This is a genomic window from Pelagerythrobacter marinus, assembly GCF_034375205.1.
GTDB classification, from domain to species: domain Bacteria; phylum Pseudomonadota; class Alphaproteobacteria; order Sphingomonadales; family Sphingomonadaceae; genus Pelagerythrobacter; species Pelagerythrobacter marinus.
Window position 1 is genome coordinate 2,301,880 of record NZ_CP139719.1, and the last position, 14,396, is coordinate 2,316,275.

Sequence of the window (14,396 nt, forward strand, 5' to 3'; positions counted from 1 at the left end):
TCAGGGCGCCATTCCCCGGTATCTTCGGGTACCGGGGAATCGCCGCCGTTTCTTGGGGGAGGCGTGATGACAAGCCAGCCTGGACCGCACCGCGCGCGCCAGCCGCGCCCCGGGCGCCGGATCGTCATCGTCGGCGGGGGCACCGCCGGCTGGATGACCGCGGCCGCGCTGTCGCGCTTCTGCGATACGGACTGGTCGATCACGCTGGTCGAATCCGACGCGATCGGCACGGTCGGCGTGGGCGAGGCGACCATTCCCATGATCCGCAATTTCAACGCGGCGCTGGGCATCGACGAGGCCGAATTCATCGCCGCGACCAATGGCACCTACAAGCTGGGGATCGAGTTCGTCGGCTGGGGCGCACCCGACAGCCGCTATCTCCATGCCTTCGGCCTGGTCGGCCGCGGGCTCGGCCTGCTCCCGTTCCAGCATTACTGGCTGCGCGCCCGGGCCGAGGGGCTGGCCGGGCCGATCGGCGACTATGTCCTCAACGCCGTCGCCTGCCGCGAAAACCGCTTCGCCCATGTCGAGCGCCAGGCCGGCAGCCCGCTGCCTCCCCTGCCCTTCGCCTATCATTTCGACGCCGGGCTCTATGCCGCCTATCTCCGGCGCTATGCCGAAGCGCGCGGCGTCGTGCGCGTGGAAGGCAGGATCGATCGCGTCGAAACGCAGGGCGAGACGGGCCACGTCGCCGCGGTCCGGCTGGAGAACGGGCAGAGCGTCGCGGGCGACCTGTTCGTCGATTGCTCGGGGTTTCGCGGGCTGCTGATCGCGGAGACGCTGCGGACCGGCTGGACCGACTGGTCGCACTGGCTGCCCTGCGACCGCGCGATCGCCGTTCCCTGCGAGCCGGGCGAACCGTGGCTGCCCTATACCCGCGCGACCGCGCGCGAGGCGGGGTGGCAATGGCGCATCCCGCTGCAGAACCGGCTCGGCAACGGGCATGTCTTCTGCTCCGCGCACATCGACGAAGACACCGCGTGCGACGTGCTGCTGACCAGTCTCGACGGCGCGCCGACCGCCGAACCGCGCCTGCTGCGCTTCACGACCGGGATGCGCCGGCAGGCATGGAACCGCAACGTCGTGGCGATCGGCCTGTCGTCGGGCTTTCTCGAACCGCTCGAATCGACCAGCATTCACCTGATCCAGACCGGCATCGATCGCCTGCTCGACTACCTGCCGGTGTCCGGTTTCGGCGCGGCCGACCGCGAGAACTTCAATCGCCGCGCGGCGTGGGAGATGGAGCGTATCCGCGACTTCATCATCCTCCACTACCACGCCAACGGGCGCGAGGGGCAGCCGTTCTGGGACGCGCTGCGGCACATGGCGATCCCCGACACGCTGGCCGAGAAGCTGGCCATGTTCCGCGCCGGCGGGAAGGTCGTTCGCGACCACGACGAACTGTTCGACGTGCCCGGCTGGGTCCAGGTCATGCTCGGCCAGGGGATCGAGCCGCAAGCCTGGCACCCGCTGGCCGACCAGCTTTCACGCGAACAGCTCGGCCAGTTCCTCGACACCGTCCGCAACGCCTATGCCCGCGATGTCGCGCGCATGCCCGATCACCAAGACTACGTCAGCCGGCTCGCCGAACAGGGCCGCCGCAAACTGGAAGCCGCCGCATGATCCGTTACGCCCTCCCCCTTCTCGCGCTCGGCCTCGCCACGACGGCGCGTGCCGAGACGGCCGAAACCCGGGCCGCTTTCCGCGACCGGCTGCCGAGCGAGGAGATCGTCTATTTCGTCCTGCCCGACCGGTTCGAGAACGGCGACCGCACGAACGACAGGGGCGGCTTCGCGGGCGATCGCCTGGCGCACGGCTTCGACCCTGCGCACAAGGGTTTCTTCCATGGCGGCGACCTCGCAGGGCTGACCCGCCGTCTCGACTATCTCGAACGCCTGGGCGTAACCGCGATCTGGTTCGCCCCGATCTTCCAGAACAAGCCGGTCCAGGGCGATCCCGGCGCCGAGAGCGCCGGCTATCACGGTTACTGGGTGACCGATTTCACCCGGCCCGACAGCCATTTCGGCACGCGCGCCGAGTTCAAGGCCTTCGTCGACGCGGCACATGCCCGCGGGATGAAGGTCTACATGGACATCATCACCAACCACACCGCCGACGTCATCCGCTATGCCGAGGGGGAGGAGACGGGCTATGCCTATCGCAGCCGCGGCGACTATCCCTATTCGCGCAAGGGCGGGATCGACGGGGAGCCGATCAATCCCGGCTTCCAGGGGGACGAGGATCGCAGCCAAGCCAACTTCGCGCGCCTGACCGACCCGGCATATGCCTATACCCCGGTGGTCCCGGCCGACGAAGCCGACGTGAAAGTGCCCGCCTGGCTGAACGACCCGATCTACTACCACAACCGCGGCGACACGACCTTCAGCGGAGAAAGCAGCCGCTTCGGCGATTTCGTCGGCCTCGACGACCTGTTCACCGAGCACCCGCGCGTGGTCGAGGGCATGATCGATATCTATGCCGCGTGGATTCGCGATTTCGGCATCGACGGCTTCCGCGTCGATACCGCGCGTCACGTGAACCCGGAATTCTGGCAGGCCTTCGTGCCCGCGATGCTGGAAACCGCGCGCGAAGCAGGGATTCCCAACTTCCACATCTTCGGCGAAGTCTATCGCGACAGCGCCGACAACGGCTACATCGCGCAATACACGCGGCGCGACGGCTTCCCCGCCGTGCTCGACTTCGCCTTCGCCCAGGCAATGCGCGAGACCGTGGGGCAAGGCAAGGGCACCCACGTCCTGAACGCGCTGTTCGACGGCGACGTGCTCTACGAAGGCGGCGAGGAAGCCGCGCGGGCCATGCCGACCTTCCTCGGCAACCACGACATGGGGCGGTTCGCGACCTTGGTGAAAGCCGACCGGCCCGGCATCGGGCAGGAAGAGCTGCTGGCCCGGGTCAAGCTCGCCCACGCGATGCTGCTGACGCTGCGCGGAAGCCCCCTGATCTACTACGGCGACGAACAGGGCTTCGTCGGCGACGGCAACGACCAGGCCGCGCGCGAGGACATGTTCCCGTCGCAGACCGCCAGCTACAACGACAACGATCTGATCGGCACCGCGGCCACCACGGCTGAGGACAATTTCGACGAAACGCATCCGCTGTTCGAACTCGTCGCGGATCTTTCCGCCCTGCGCCGCGCCCACCCGGCGCTCTCGCGCGGGCGCCAGGTCGTGCGCCATTACGGGCAGGAGGCCGGCATCTTCGCGGTCAGCCGGTTCGATCCGGATAGCGGCACCGAGTACCTGGCGGCGTTCAACACGGCCGCACAGGCGCGCCGCGCGAACGTGGTCGTCGGCTACGACGCGCGCGGCTTCGAAGCGCTTGCCGGCCAGTGCCCGGGCGGCGTGGCTGCCCCGGGCAGCGCGACCGTGACCCTCCCCGCCTTCGGCTGGGCCGTCTGCCGCGTGTCGGAGATCGCCGAATGAACCGCGTCGAAAGGCTGGAAGGCATGGCGGCGACCACGGCCGACCTTCCGTGGTGGAAAGGCGCGGCGATCTACCAGATCTATCCGCGCAGCTTCCAGGATTCGAACGGCGACGGGATCGGCGACCTGCCGGGCATTACCCGCCGCCTGCCCCATGTCGCGTCGCTCGGCGTCGATGCGGTCTGGATTTCGCCCTTCTTCACCTCGCCGATGAAGGATTTCGGCTACGACGTTGCCGACTATCGCGACGTCGACCCGATTTTCGGCACGCTCGACGATTTCGACGCGCTGGTCGCGCGCGCGCACGAACTCGGCCTCAGGGTGCTGATCGACCAGGTCTATTCGCACACCTCGGACGAACACCCGTGGTTCGCCGAAAGCCGCCGCGACAGGACCAACCCGAAAAGCGACTGGTACGTCTGGGCGGATGCCCGGCCCGACGGGTCGCCACCCACCAACTGGCAATCGGTGTTCGGCGGCCCCGCCTGGACTTGGGACGCCCGCCGCGGCCAGTACTACCTGCACAATTTCCTGAGCTCGCAGCCGCAGGTCAACATGCACAACCGCGCGGTGCAGGACGCGGTGCTGGACGTCATGCGGTTCTGGCTCGAGAGGGGCGTGGACGGGTTTCGCATCGATGCCCTCAACTTCGCGATGCACGACCCGCAGCTGCGCGACAATCCGGCCGCCCCGCCGACCGGCCGGCCGCGAACGCGCCCGTTCGACTTCCAGGTCAAGAAATACAACATGTCGCACCCCGGCATCCCGGCCTTCATCGAGCGCATCCGGGCGCTGACCGACGAGTACGACGGTATCTTCACCGTCGCCGAAGTCGGCGGAGACGGGGCCGAGGCGGAGATGAAAAGCTTCACCGCGGGGGAAACGCACCTCAATTCCGCCTATGGCTTCAACTTCCTCTATGCCGACCGGCTGACGCCGGGGGCGATCCGGGCCGCGCTGGCCGAATGGCCCGATGAAGACGGGATGGGCTGGCCCAGCTGGGCGTTCGAGAACCACGACGCCCCCCGCGCGGTCAGCCGCTGGTGGCCGCCGGAAGCGCGCGATCGCGCGGCGCGCATGAAGATCACGCTGCTCGCCTGCCTGCGCGGCAACGTGATCCTCTATTACGGCGAGGAACTGGGCCTGGCGCAGGTCGACATTCCCTTCGACCAGCTCCACGATCCGGAAGCGATCGCCAACTGGCCGCTGACGCTGAGCCGCGACGGCGCGCGTACGCCCATGCCGTGGGAAGCCGGCGCCCCCCATTGCGGATTCACCGCGGGCGATCCCTGGCTGCCGGTGGGCGAGGACAATGCCGCCCGCGCCGTCGACCGGCAGGAAGCCGACCCGGGCTCCCTTCTCCACCACACGCGCGCCATGCTCGCGCTGCGCCGCGCCAACCCGGCCCTGCATCACGGCGCGGTGAGCCGGTGCGAATGCGTAGGCGACCTGTTCGTGATCGAGCGCACTGCGCCCGGCCAGCGGGTGCTCTGCCTGTTCAATCTCGGCCCGTCGGACGTCGCGCCGCCCGCCGACCTCGCGGCGGGCACCGTTCTCGCCGCGGCCAACGCGGCGACGCCCGCCACCCTCCCTTCCTACAGCGCCCTGGTGATCGAACCATGAGACTTGCCCCCGTTTTCGCCGCCCTCGCCCTCCTGCCCGCCGCGCCCGCCGTGGCGGAAGAAGTCGTCGCCTCGCCCGATGGGACGATCACCGTCACCGTCGACGTCGATGGCGAGGGGCGCCCGTTCTACCGCGTGGACCGGAACGGCGAGGCCGTCCTGACCGACAGCCGGCTCGGCTTCCTGCTGACCGACCAGGACAAGCTGGAGCGCCGCCTGCAGATCGCCGGCAGCACCCGGGCGAGCCACGACGAGACCTGGGAGCAACCCTGGGGCGAGCAGCGCTTCGTGCGCGATCACCACGAGGAACTGACCGTCCGCTTCCAGGAAGACAGCGAAGAGCAGCGCCGGTTCGGCGTCACGTTCCGCGTCTTCGACGACGCGGTCGCCTTCCGCTATGTCTTCGACGATCCGAGCATGGGCGAGACGCTGCGGATCGCCGACGAGCTGACCGAGTTCAACCTCGCCCGCAACGGCACCGCCTGGTGGATACCGGGCGGCGAGTGGAACCGGTACGAATACCTGTACGAGGAAACGCCGATCGATGGCGTTTCGCTGGCCCATACGCCGCTGACGTTCCGCATGGAGGGCGGCACCCACGTCGCGATCCACGAGGCGGCCCTGGTCGATTTCGCGGGGATGTGGGTGAAGCGCACCACGGGCACGCGGTTTCGCGCGACGCTGGCACCGACCGGCTCCGGCGCGGCCCGGGCGACGCGCGCGGTGCCCTTCGCGACGCCCTGGCGCACGATCCGCGTCTCGCCCGACGCGGCCGGCCTGGCGGAGAGTCTGGTCGAACTGAATCTCAACGAACCGAACAGGCTCGGCGACGTCGGCTGGTTCAAGCCGCACAAGTACGTCGGCGTATGGTGGTCGCTCCACCTCGACGAGGAAACCTGGGGCTCGGGCCCGCGCCACGGGGCGACGACCGCGAACGTCAAGCGCTACATCGATTTCGCCGCCGAGCACGGCTTCGACGGCGTGCTGGTCGAAGGCTGGAACCTCGGCTGGGACGGCAACTGGTTCTTCAACGGGGGCGGAATTCGATTTCACCCGCAGCTATCCCGATTACGATTTCGAGGACGTCGCCCGCCATGCCGCCGCGAAGGGCGTGGCGATCGTCGGCCACCACGAGACGAGCGGCGATGTCGGCAATTACGAGCGCCAGCTCGAGGCCGGGCTGGACCTGATGGCCGCGCGCGGGGTGAAGACGATCAAGTCCGGCTATGTCACCGATGCCTGTAACTTGCGCTACGTCCATCCCGACGGGCGCGAGACCCGCGAGTGCACCGAAAGCCAGGTGATGCAGCGCCACCACCTGAAAGTCGTGACCGAGGCGGCGAAGCGGCAGATCGCGGTCAACCCGCACGAGCCGGTCAAGGACACCGGGCTGCGGCGCACATATCCCAACTGGGTATCGCGCGAGGGCGCGCGCGGGATGGAGTTCAGCGCCTGGGGCACCCCGCCCAATGGCCCCGACCATGTCCCGACGATGGTCTTCACCCGCCTGCTTTCGGGCCCGATGGACTACACCCCCGGTATCCTCAGCCTCGAGGGGCGCGGCCAGCCCCTGCAGATGACGATGGCGCGGGCCCTGGCCGAATATGTCCTGGTCTATTCCCCGATCCAGATGGTCGCCGACCTGCCCGAACACTATGCCGAGCATCCCGAGCCGTTCCGGTTCATCAAGGACGTTCCGGTCGACTGGTCCGAAAGCCGGGTTCTGGCCGCGGAAGTCGGCGACTACGTCGTGACCGCGCGCAAGGACCGCAACAGCGAGGACTGGTACCTGGGCGGGGCCACCGATGCCGATGCGCGCGAGATGGCGATCGCGCTCGACTTCCTCGATCCCGGCAGGACCTATCGGGCGGAGATCTACCGCGACGCCGGGAGTGCCCATTTCGAGGGGCCGACGCGCTTCGACATCGCGATCGAGCGGCGCGAGGTGACCGCGGCCGACAGCCTGGACCTGCGCATGGCCCCCGGCGGCGGCTTCGCCATCCGGCTGACGCCGGCCGGGGCCTGAGCAGCGGGGGCGCGGACGGCCCGGTCGGCTGCGCCGGCAGGCTGATCTAGGGCGCCGGCACCGGGTATCCGTTCGCCGCCAGCACGGCATAGGTGGCATTGCGCCGCGCCGCCATGGCCCCCGGCAGCGCGAGATCGAGGTTGGTCGCGAAATAGACCGGCTCCCCCTCCCCGTCGCCGCGCTCCAGCCAGCCGACGAACCACCCGGTCCGCTCTTCACCGGCGGGCAGCAGGTCGTCCGCCCCGGCGCGCAGGAAACCCTCGTCGTCGATCGGCAGCATGGCCCCGGTCTTGCCGTGGACCACGTTGCCCTGCCCGTCCGCCTCCAGCCTGGCCATGGCGCGCACCTCGCGCAGCGCGGCTGCCGAGACGGGCAGGTCGCCTTCGCGCAGCCGCCGCAGGAAGTCGACCTGTTCGAGCGCGCTGATCTTCAGCGGGCCGCTGAGCCAGAAATGCCCCAGGTCTTCCGCCGCGCCGATCTCGCGGTTGCCGTAACCGAGCCGTTCGACCCCGGCCTTCTCCCGCGCCCGGCCGATCCGTTCCGCCAGCGCCTGGAAGACCCACACGGCCGACGTCGAGATCGCCTGTCCCAGCGTGCGATCGGCGTTCCACGCGGCGACGCCGCGGTCCCGCCCGTCCCAGGCGAAAGTCTCCGAAGGGGCGGTCACCCCCAGGTCCAGCGCGATGAGGGCATGGGGGATCTTGAAGGTGGAGGCGGGGACGAAGCGCTCCCCGGCACGCTGCGGGTTGCAGGCGAGCAGCAGGCGCCGCCCGGGATCGAACACGACCACCGTGGATCGCTCCCGGTCGGGCAGTGCCTCGCAGCCGGCGGCCTGCCGGGGCTGGAGCGCGAGGAACGATGGCCGATGGGCCTCGCACCCGGCGAGGGCGACGAGGCCCGCAGCGACCGCAAACATGCGAAGAGCGGGTCGCAGGGGCCTGGCGACGGCGGTTCTCATGGGTCGATAGGTCCTGTCTTTTTCCGGGGAAATGGGAATGCGGCGCAGCGGATCAGCTGGTTCGCGCGCTTCGGCGCGGGGGAAAGATCGCTTCCGAACAGACCAGCGCCCAGAGGATGAAAATCGGCTGCAGCAGGGGGCGGATCGCGGCGTAGGTCTGCCCGGCGGACAGTCCCTGCACCTCCAGCCCCGCCTCGGCCACGTGCGCGTTGGCGAGCACGGTCACCGACAGCAGCAGGGCCAGGCCGACGCCCGCCACGGGCCGCATGTCGGGCAGCCGCAAGCGGCTCCACGCCGCGCGGGGGAGCAGGAGGCCGATCGCGCCCGCCAGTTCCGCCACGCCCGACGCGATCACCAGCTCGCGCCCGAACGGGCCGAGATAGGGCGGGATCATCGGCAGGTAGCGCGTCTCGAGGCTCAGGAAATGATCGAAGCCGGTAAACAGGAAAGCACCGGCCATTCCATATCGCATGACCGACCGCCAACAGAGCGGCGCGGCGCGCACGACACTCCAGACCAGCGCCACGCCGGAAAGCGTCGCCATCAGAGCCAGAAAAAACATCCCATGCCCCCTTTCAGTCGGAGCGCCAGCAATCTATACACCGTTAAGATACGCACCCGCGCGGAGGCGTCAAGCCGCCAGGAACCGAAATGTCCAACGATGCCTATCACCACGGGAACCTTCGCAGCGCGCTGATCGAGGCCGCGCTGCGCCTCGTCGAGCGCGGCGGCCCGCCCTCGGTCAGCCTGCGTGCGGTCGCGCGCGAGGTCGGCGTCAGCCAGGCCGCGCCCTATGCCCATTTCAGGGACAAGCGCGCGCTGATGTCGGCGATCGCCGCGCTCGGCTTCGAGAGGCTGCGCGACCGGCTGCGCGAGGCGGAACGCGCGGGCTGCGAAAACCTGACCGAACTGGGCAAGGCCTACCTCGCCTTCGCGCACGACAACCCGGGGCTTTACGGCCTGATGTTCGGGCCCGAAACCGAAGTCGATCCCGCCGATCCCGCGCTCGCGCAGGCCGGGCGCGAAGCCTTCGCGATCCTTGCCCGGAGCAGCGCGCGTCCGGGCGACGAAGACCCCGGCGATCCGGGCCCGGTCGCGGCCTGGGCGCTGGTCCACGGGCTGGCCCTGCTGTCGATGAGCGGGCGGCTGCCGGTCGGGGCGGACGAAGCGCCCGACCGCGTACTCACGCTGTTGCAGCCGGGGATCGACGCGCACCGGGGCGAAGCGGATGCCGGGTGAAACGGGCCCGCAAATCGCCGGACGCCAACCGCCCTGCCCGCCACCATCCATCCGATAGCGCGCCGGTTGCCGCCGGCCCGCACCAGCCCAGGAGACCCTTCAATGGCCACGATCCGACATCAGCACGATATCGCCGTCTCCGCAGAGCGGGCCTGGGCCATGCTTCGCCGCGTGGACCGGGCCGACCGCCTGTTCGCGCCGGTCCTGACCGGTTGCACGATGGAAGGCGACGTTCGTACCGTCACGTTCGCCAATGGCATGGTCGTGCGCGAACAGGTGGTGACCGTGGACGACGCTGGGCGCCGCCTGGCCTACAGCGTCCTGGGCGACATGTTCGAGCGTCACGCCGCCTCGATGGAGATCCTTCCGCGGAACGCGGACAGCTGCCGGTTCGTGTGGACCAGCGATTTCCTGCCCGCCGAGCGGGCCGAAACGGTGCGCCCCCTCGTGATCGAAGGGGCAAGCGCACTGGTGCGGAACATCGAACGCGAAGCCGGGGCCGGCTAGGCGCAGGCCCGGCGGCCGGTCAGTCGCCCTGCGGGGCCAGGCGCGCGATCCCGCGCGCGAGCAGGTCGTTGGCCAGCGCCGCCACCCGTTCGGGGGGCATGGCCCCGTCGTCCCACACGGCGTAGCGCAGGCCGAGGAAGACGTTCATGCCCATGATTGCCCAGGCATGGGCTTCCTCCAGGTCGCCGCGCAGTTCGCCCTTGCGCGCGCCCTCGCGAAGGCGTTCGAGGATACGCGCGCCGGTCGTCTCGTAATGCTGGCGATAGCTGTCCGGATCGACGAACTCGGCCTCGTCGATGATGCGATAGACTTCCTTGTGCTCGGCGGCGAAGCGCAGGAAGGCGGCGAGCGCCTGCCGTTCGCGCTCCAGCGCCGGGGCCGGTTCGTCGAGCGCCTCGCGCGCGGCGAGCTTGACCGCCTCGCTCATGTCGCGAACCAGCGCCTGGAAGATCGCCTCCTTCGAATCGAAATAGGTGTAGAAACTGCCCAGCGCCGTGCCCGCCCGCGCGGTGATCGTGCTGATCGACGCCTCGTGGAATCCCTTTTCGCCGAACTCGATCGCCGCGGCGTCGAGCAGCTTGCGCAAGGTGCGCCGGCCGCGCTCGGTACGCGGGCGCTTGGCATCGAGGGGCGCGCTTTCGTGTTTTTCCATGTCCATCCCCCGGCAAGGGCTAGGGCCCGTGGCGGGCAAGGGCAAGAGAAAACTTGAAACCCGGTTCACCTTTCAATATTGAAGGAGCAAACAAGGACAGGAGAGGATCATGAAGACTTTCGATACCGGTATCGCGGCCGCGCTCCTGGGAAGTGCGGCGGCCATCGCCCTGGCCGCGCAGCCGGCCGCGGCCCAGGAGGCGCCGGCCCCGGAAAGCCAGGCCCAGCCCGCGCAGCCCGAGGAGGCCGCCCCGGCGGGCGATGCGGGCGTGATCGTGGTGACCGCGCGCCGGCGCGAGGAACGCCTGATCGACGTGCCGGTGGCCGTTTCCTCGTTTTCCGGCGAGCAGCTGGCGGAACGCGGCGCGCTCGACATCACCGATGTCGCCCAGGCCGTGCCCAACGTGACGCTGGAAAGCTCGCGCGCGACCAATTCGACCCTCTCCGCCTTCATTCGCGGCATCGGCCAGCAGGACCCGGTCTCCGGGTTCGAGCAGGGCGTCGGCATCTACCTCGACGACGTCTATCTCAACCGCCCCCAGGCCGCCGTGCTCGACATCTACGACGTCGAGCGGATCGAGGTCCTGCGCGGCCCCCAGGGCACGCTCTACGGCCGCAACACGATCGGCGGCGCGGTGAAATACGTCAGCCGGCGCCTGCCGCAGGAATTCTCGCTCAAGGCGCGCGCGACCTATGGCACTTACGACCAGGCCGAAGCCGTCGTCACCGCCTCGGCCCCGCTCGGCGACATCGTGCGCGTCGGCGGATCGATCGCCCGCCTCTCGCGCGGGGGATTCGGCGACAACCTCACCCTCGGGATCGAGAACTATAACAAGGACGTCTGGGCCGGCCGCCTGTCGCTCGAGATGGGCGGCTATGGCGAACCGGTCTTCGTGCGCGTTTCGGGCGACTACACCCGCGACAAGAGCAATCCGCGCGGCGGCCACCGCCTGATCCCGGGGCTCGCCTCGGGCGCGCCGGTGCTGGACAATGTCTACGACACGCGCGGCGCGCTGGACGACCCGGAACAGGACGTCGAATCCTACGGCATGGCGATCAATGCCGAAGTCATGCTGAGCGATGCGCTGACGATGCGCTCGATCTCCGCCTGGCGCAAGGACGACAGCTATACCCCGATCGATTTCGACGCGCTTCCGGCGGTCGATCTCGACGTTCCCGGGGTCTATTTCAACGAACAGATCAGCCAGGAATTCCAGCTGATGTGGGACGACGGCGGCCCGCTGACCGGCCTCCTCGGCCTCTATTACCTCGACGCCAGGGCCGATACCCTGTTCGACGTGCGGATCTTCACCACCTTCGCCGGCCTGACCGCCTATACCCAGGCCGAAGTCGATACCGAGACTTACGCGATATTCGGCGATTTCACTTACGACCTCAGCGATCGGCTGAGCCTGTCGCTCGGCGGGCGCTACACCTGGGACGAACGGACCGCCTCGATCCTGCGGCAGAACTACCTCGGCGGCGGATCGCCCTACTTCGGCGGCGCGGGCATCCCGTTCGGCGACGCGGCGACGGACTTCACCGGCAGCCGCGAGTTCAAGAAGTTCACGCCGCGCGCCTCGCTCAGCTTCATGCCGACGCCCGATCACAACCTCTACGCCTCCTATTCGCAGGGGTTCAAGGGCGGCGGCTTCGATCCGCGCGGGGTCGGCAGCAATGCGCCCGACCTCGACGACGACGGCAACCGTTCGGACGAGGAGATCGCCGCCTTCCTCAGCTTCGCGCCGGAGAAAGTCGACAGCTACGAGATCGGCTACAAGGGCAGCCTCGCGGGCGGGCGGCTCAACCTCGCCGTCGCGGGCTTCTACGCCGACTATACCGACGTGCAGGTCCCCGGATCGGTCGCCTGCGAGGCCAATGGCCTGCCCAGCTTCTGCGGGGTCGTGTCGAATGCCGGCAAGGCGACCTTCAAGGGGGTGGAACTGGAAGCGAGCGCCCGGCTGGGCGGTGGGTTCAACCTGTCGGGCTCGCTCGGCTATATCGATGCCGAGTACGACGAGTACATCACCAATATCAACAATACCCCGACCGACGTGGCCGAACACCGCAAGGTGCAGAACACGCCGAAGTGGACCGCCAGCGGCACGGCGAGCTACACCGCCCCGCTGGGCGCCGGCGATCTCTATCTCGGCACCACGGTCTCCTATCGCAGCAAGACCTACCAGTTCGAGATCCCGAATCCCTATCTCGACCAGGACGGCTATGCGCTGGTCGATGCCAGCGTAGTCTATACCGCGCCGGGCGACCGGTGGAGCATCGGCCTCTACGGCAAGAACCTGTTCGACAAGCAGTACAAGACGTCCGGTTACACGTTCGTCGCGACCGATCCCACGACGGGCGAGATCCTGACGGCCAATGGCCAGCCGATCCCCACGCTGGGGCCGGAAGGCACGCTGACGGCGTTCTACGGCAACCCGCGGCAGGTCTTCGTCACCGCGACGTTCAAGTACTGATCGCCGCCAGCGACGCCGATCGGGACAGGCCGGGGCCGAGCGCCCCGGCCTGTTGGCGCCGGCCGGTCAGGATGCGCGCATGCCGCGCCGCGCCTGCCTGGCCGGGGCGGTCCCCTCGATCGGCACGTCGAAGGCGCGGACATAGTCGCCCAGCCGGTCGAGCACGTCGCCGCTCGTCAGGCCGAATTCGTCGAGGCTGTAGGCATGGGGGCGCCGCTTGAGCGCGCTGGCGCGGCGCATGTAGTCTTCCATCCCCGGAAGGGCCGGCGCCATGTCGAGGCCCAGGAAGCGATAGACCCGCTCCATCGTCCCGCGCCAGTCGCTTTCCATGTCCTCGTACTGGACGTCGATCATCCGTTCCTGCGGGATCGTCTCGCGCGCGGCGCGCATCCGTTCGACCTGCAAGGCCGTCTTGTGCAGCCATTCGCGCCCCATGCGCGCCGGATCGGCATGGTCGGAATAGATGATCGTCTGGTTCCAGGCGAGCGAGGCCGCGCTGCCGACGACCTTCAGCGGGTCGCGGTGGGTGAAGATCAGCCGCGCGTCGGGGAACACCTCCAGCAGCGCGGGCAGGTCGAGCATGTGCTGCGGGGTCTTGAGAATCCACGGGCGCAGGCTCGATGCCTGCTGCGACCAGCCGACCAGCCGCAGCAGGTCGGCCATGTGGCGATAGGCCGGAACCGCGCTCTCGCCCTCGCACCAGCGGCCATAGCTGGGGACGTGCCACTGCGCCTCGTGCTTCATGCCCCACATGCTGGCGACCAGCAGGCCCAGTTCCTCTTCCGGCTCGTAAGGGCCGGTCGGGTGGATCGACAGGGTCCGCGGATTGGCCAGCCGCGCGACTTTCATGATCCGCCGGGCCAGGACCGGCCGGAAATCCTCGCGCCGGCCCTCCATCACTTCCTCGAAACCGGGCCGGGGAACCGGGCTGATCGTTTCGAAGCTGCGCATGTGGGTGAACCGCCGATCGCTCGCCAGGAGGCGGTGCATCCGCGTCGTTCCCGAACGCATCGGCCCGACGATCACGACCGGGCGCGGCATCGGGCGCGAGAGGATTTCCGGGTGGCGCCGGAACCACATCTGCGCCAGCAGCCGGTCGCGCAGCACGTGGTGAAACTGCTGCATGGCGGAAAAATCGCCCGCCGCGTTCAGCCGCGCCTCGCCCACGATCGCGTCGAGCAGCACGTCCATCGGCCGTTCGAACCAGCGATCGCCGAAATCGTCGAGCCCGGCCGCCTCGGCCGCCTGTTCCAGCAGGTGCGCCTTCTCCAGCCGCGCGGGGGCCACCGCGCCCAGCCGGCGGCCGGCCCGAATGCCGAAATCCACGATGTCGATGAAAGGCGTGCGCCGCGGGGGACGGATAGCTGGATTGTTCAATTCTCTCGCCCGGCTGCGGACTTGGCGCGCCCATCGCTGCCAATCGATCCGTGGATTGTCTACCCCCCGGGGCCGATCGCGTTCCCCGAAGCCCACTGGA

General features: G+C 68.9%; 11 protein-coding genes and 1 pseudogene. 8 read left to right on the forward strand and 4 right to left on the reverse strand.

The features are described from left to right. Positions 1 to 66 precede the first annotated feature (66 nt). The 5 genes and pseudogenes from T8T98_RS11280 to T8T98_RS11300 all read left to right on the forward strand — a co-directional run bounded on the left by T8T98_RS11280 (position 67) and on the right by T8T98_RS11300 (position 7,090). The gene (locus tag T8T98_RS11280; protein ID WP_251105123.1) at positions 67 to 1,623 is read left to right on the forward strand and encodes a tryptophan halogenase family protein; all 1,557 of its coding nucleotides are present in this window, start codon (positions 67 to 69) and stop codon (positions 1,621 to 1,623) included. After that, positions 1,620 to 3,443, forward strand: a complete 1,824-nt coding sequence (locus T8T98_RS11285) for an alpha-amylase family glycosyl hydrolase (protein ID WP_251105122.1) — start codon at positions 1,620 to 1,622, stop codon at positions 3,441 to 3,443. The genes T8T98_RS11280 and T8T98_RS11285 overlap by 4 nt, the downstream gene beginning before the upstream one ends. Then, positions 3,440 to 5,065 (forward strand): alpha-amylase family glycosyl hydrolase, encoded by a 1,626-nt coding sequence (locus T8T98_RS11290; protein ID WP_251105121.1) that lies wholly within the window; start codon positions 3,440 to 3,442, stop codon positions 5,063 to 5,065. Before T8T98_RS11285 ends, T8T98_RS11290 begins: the two co-directional genes overlap by 4 nt. Further along, positions 5,062 to 6,021 (forward strand): annotated as a pseudogene (locus T8T98_RS11295) (glycoside hydrolase family 97 N-terminal domain-containing protein); the annotation flags it as partial. The gene T8T98_RS11290 and the pseudogene T8T98_RS11295, both read left to right, overlap by 4 nt. Next, the gene (locus tag T8T98_RS11300) at positions 6,017 to 7,090 is read left to right on the forward strand and encodes a glycoside hydrolase family 97 catalytic domain-containing protein (protein WP_322295907.1); all 1,074 of its coding nucleotides are present in this window, start codon (positions 6,017 to 6,019) and stop codon (positions 7,088 to 7,090) included. The pseudogene T8T98_RS11295 and the gene T8T98_RS11300, both read left to right, overlap by 5 nt. A gap of 46 nt (positions 7,091 to 7,136) precedes the next feature. Here the strand turns inward: T8T98_RS11300 and T8T98_RS11305 are convergent, their stop codons facing one another. Continuing rightward, the gene (locus T8T98_RS11305; RefSeq protein ID WP_251105120.1) at positions 7,137 to 8,006 is read right to left on the reverse strand and encodes a penicillin-binding transpeptidase domain-containing protein; all 870 of its coding nucleotides are present in this window, start codon (positions 8,004 to 8,006) and stop codon (positions 7,137 to 7,139) included. Positions 8,007 to 8,100: 94 nt separating this feature from the next. Next, complete coding sequence (locus tag T8T98_RS11310; RefSeq protein WP_237487065.1) at positions 8,101 to 8,610, reverse strand: DoxX family protein; 510 nt, start codon at positions 8,608 to 8,610, stop codon at positions 8,101 to 8,103. An 89-nt stretch (positions 8,611 to 8,699) separates the two neighbouring features. Between T8T98_RS11310 and T8T98_RS11315 the strand changes: the two genes are divergently transcribed. Both T8T98_RS11315 and T8T98_RS11320 read left to right on the forward strand, forming a co-directional pair. Continuing rightward, complete coding sequence (locus T8T98_RS11315; RefSeq protein ID WP_251105119.1) at positions 8,700 to 9,287, forward strand: TetR/AcrR family transcriptional regulator; 588 nt, start codon at positions 8,700 to 8,702, stop codon at positions 9,285 to 9,287. Between the two features lie 102 nt (positions 9,288 to 9,389). Next, positions 9,390 to 9,794 carry an SRPBCC family protein gene (locus T8T98_RS11320; RefSeq protein ID WP_251105118.1) on the forward strand — a complete coding sequence of 135 codons (405 nt, stop codon included), beginning with the start codon at positions 9,390 to 9,392 and terminating at the stop codon, positions 9,792 to 9,794. A 19-nt stretch (positions 9,795 to 9,813) separates the two neighbouring features. On the opposite strand, the gene T8T98_RS11325 is transcribed toward T8T98_RS11320, so the two are convergent. Further along, the gene (locus T8T98_RS11325) at positions 9,814 to 10,452 is read right to left on the reverse strand and encodes a TetR/AcrR family transcriptional regulator (RefSeq protein ID WP_251105117.1); all 639 of its coding nucleotides are present in this window, start codon (positions 10,450 to 10,452) and stop codon (positions 9,814 to 9,816) included. Between the two features lie 103 nt (positions 10,453 to 10,555). On the opposite strand from T8T98_RS11325, the gene T8T98_RS11330 reads away from it, so the two are divergent. Further along, positions 10,556 to 12,919 carry a TonB-dependent receptor gene (locus T8T98_RS11330; protein ID WP_251105116.1) on the forward strand — a complete coding sequence of 788 codons (2,364 nt, stop codon included), beginning with the start codon at positions 10,556 to 10,558 and terminating at the stop codon, positions 12,917 to 12,919. 66 nt (positions 12,920 to 12,985) lie between these two features. Here the strand turns inward: T8T98_RS11330 and T8T98_RS11335 are convergent, their stop codons facing one another. After that, a complete protein-coding gene (locus tag T8T98_RS11335; protein WP_251105115.1) occupies positions 12,986 to 14,245 on the reverse strand; it encodes a sulfotransferase family protein in 1,260 nt (419 codons plus the stop codon). Between the last annotated feature and the right edge of the window lie 151 nt (positions 14,246 to 14,396).

Excerpts from the sequence above, each read along its gene's own strand:
- T8T98_RS11280 (WP_251105123.1), top strand. The coding sequence starts at position 67 with ATGACAAGCCAGCCTGGACCGCACCGCGCGCGCCAGCCGCGCCCCGGG.
- T8T98_RS11285 (WP_251105122.1), top strand. The coding sequence starts at position 1,620 with ATGATCCGTTACGCCCTCCCCCTTCTCGCGCTCGGCCTCGCCACGACG.
- T8T98_RS11290 (WP_251105121.1), top strand. The coding sequence starts at position 3,440 with ATGAACCGCGTCGAAAGGCTGGAAGGCATGGCGGCGACCACGGCCGAC.
- T8T98_RS11305 (WP_251105120.1), bottom strand. The coding sequence starts at position 8,006 with ATGTTTGCGGTCGCTGCGGGCCTCGTCGCCCTCGCCGGGTGCGAGGCC.
- T8T98_RS11310 (WP_237487065.1), bottom strand. The coding sequence starts at position 8,610 with ATGTTTTTTCTGGCTCTGATGGCGACGCTTTCCGGCGTGGCGCTGGTC.
- T8T98_RS11315 (WP_251105119.1), top strand. The coding sequence starts at position 8,700 with ATGTCCAACGATGCCTATCACCACGGGAACCTTCGCAGCGCGCTGATC.
- T8T98_RS11320 (WP_251105118.1), top strand. The coding sequence starts at position 9,390 with ATGGCCACGATCCGACATCAGCACGATATCGCCGTCTCCGCAGAGCGG.
- T8T98_RS11325 (WP_251105117.1), bottom strand. The coding sequence starts at position 10,452 with ATGGACATGGAAAAACACGAAAGCGCGCCCCTCGATGCCAAGCGCCCG.
- T8T98_RS11330 (WP_251105116.1), top strand. The coding sequence starts at position 10,556 with ATGAAGACTTTCGATACCGGTATCGCGGCCGCGCTCCTGGGAAGTGCG.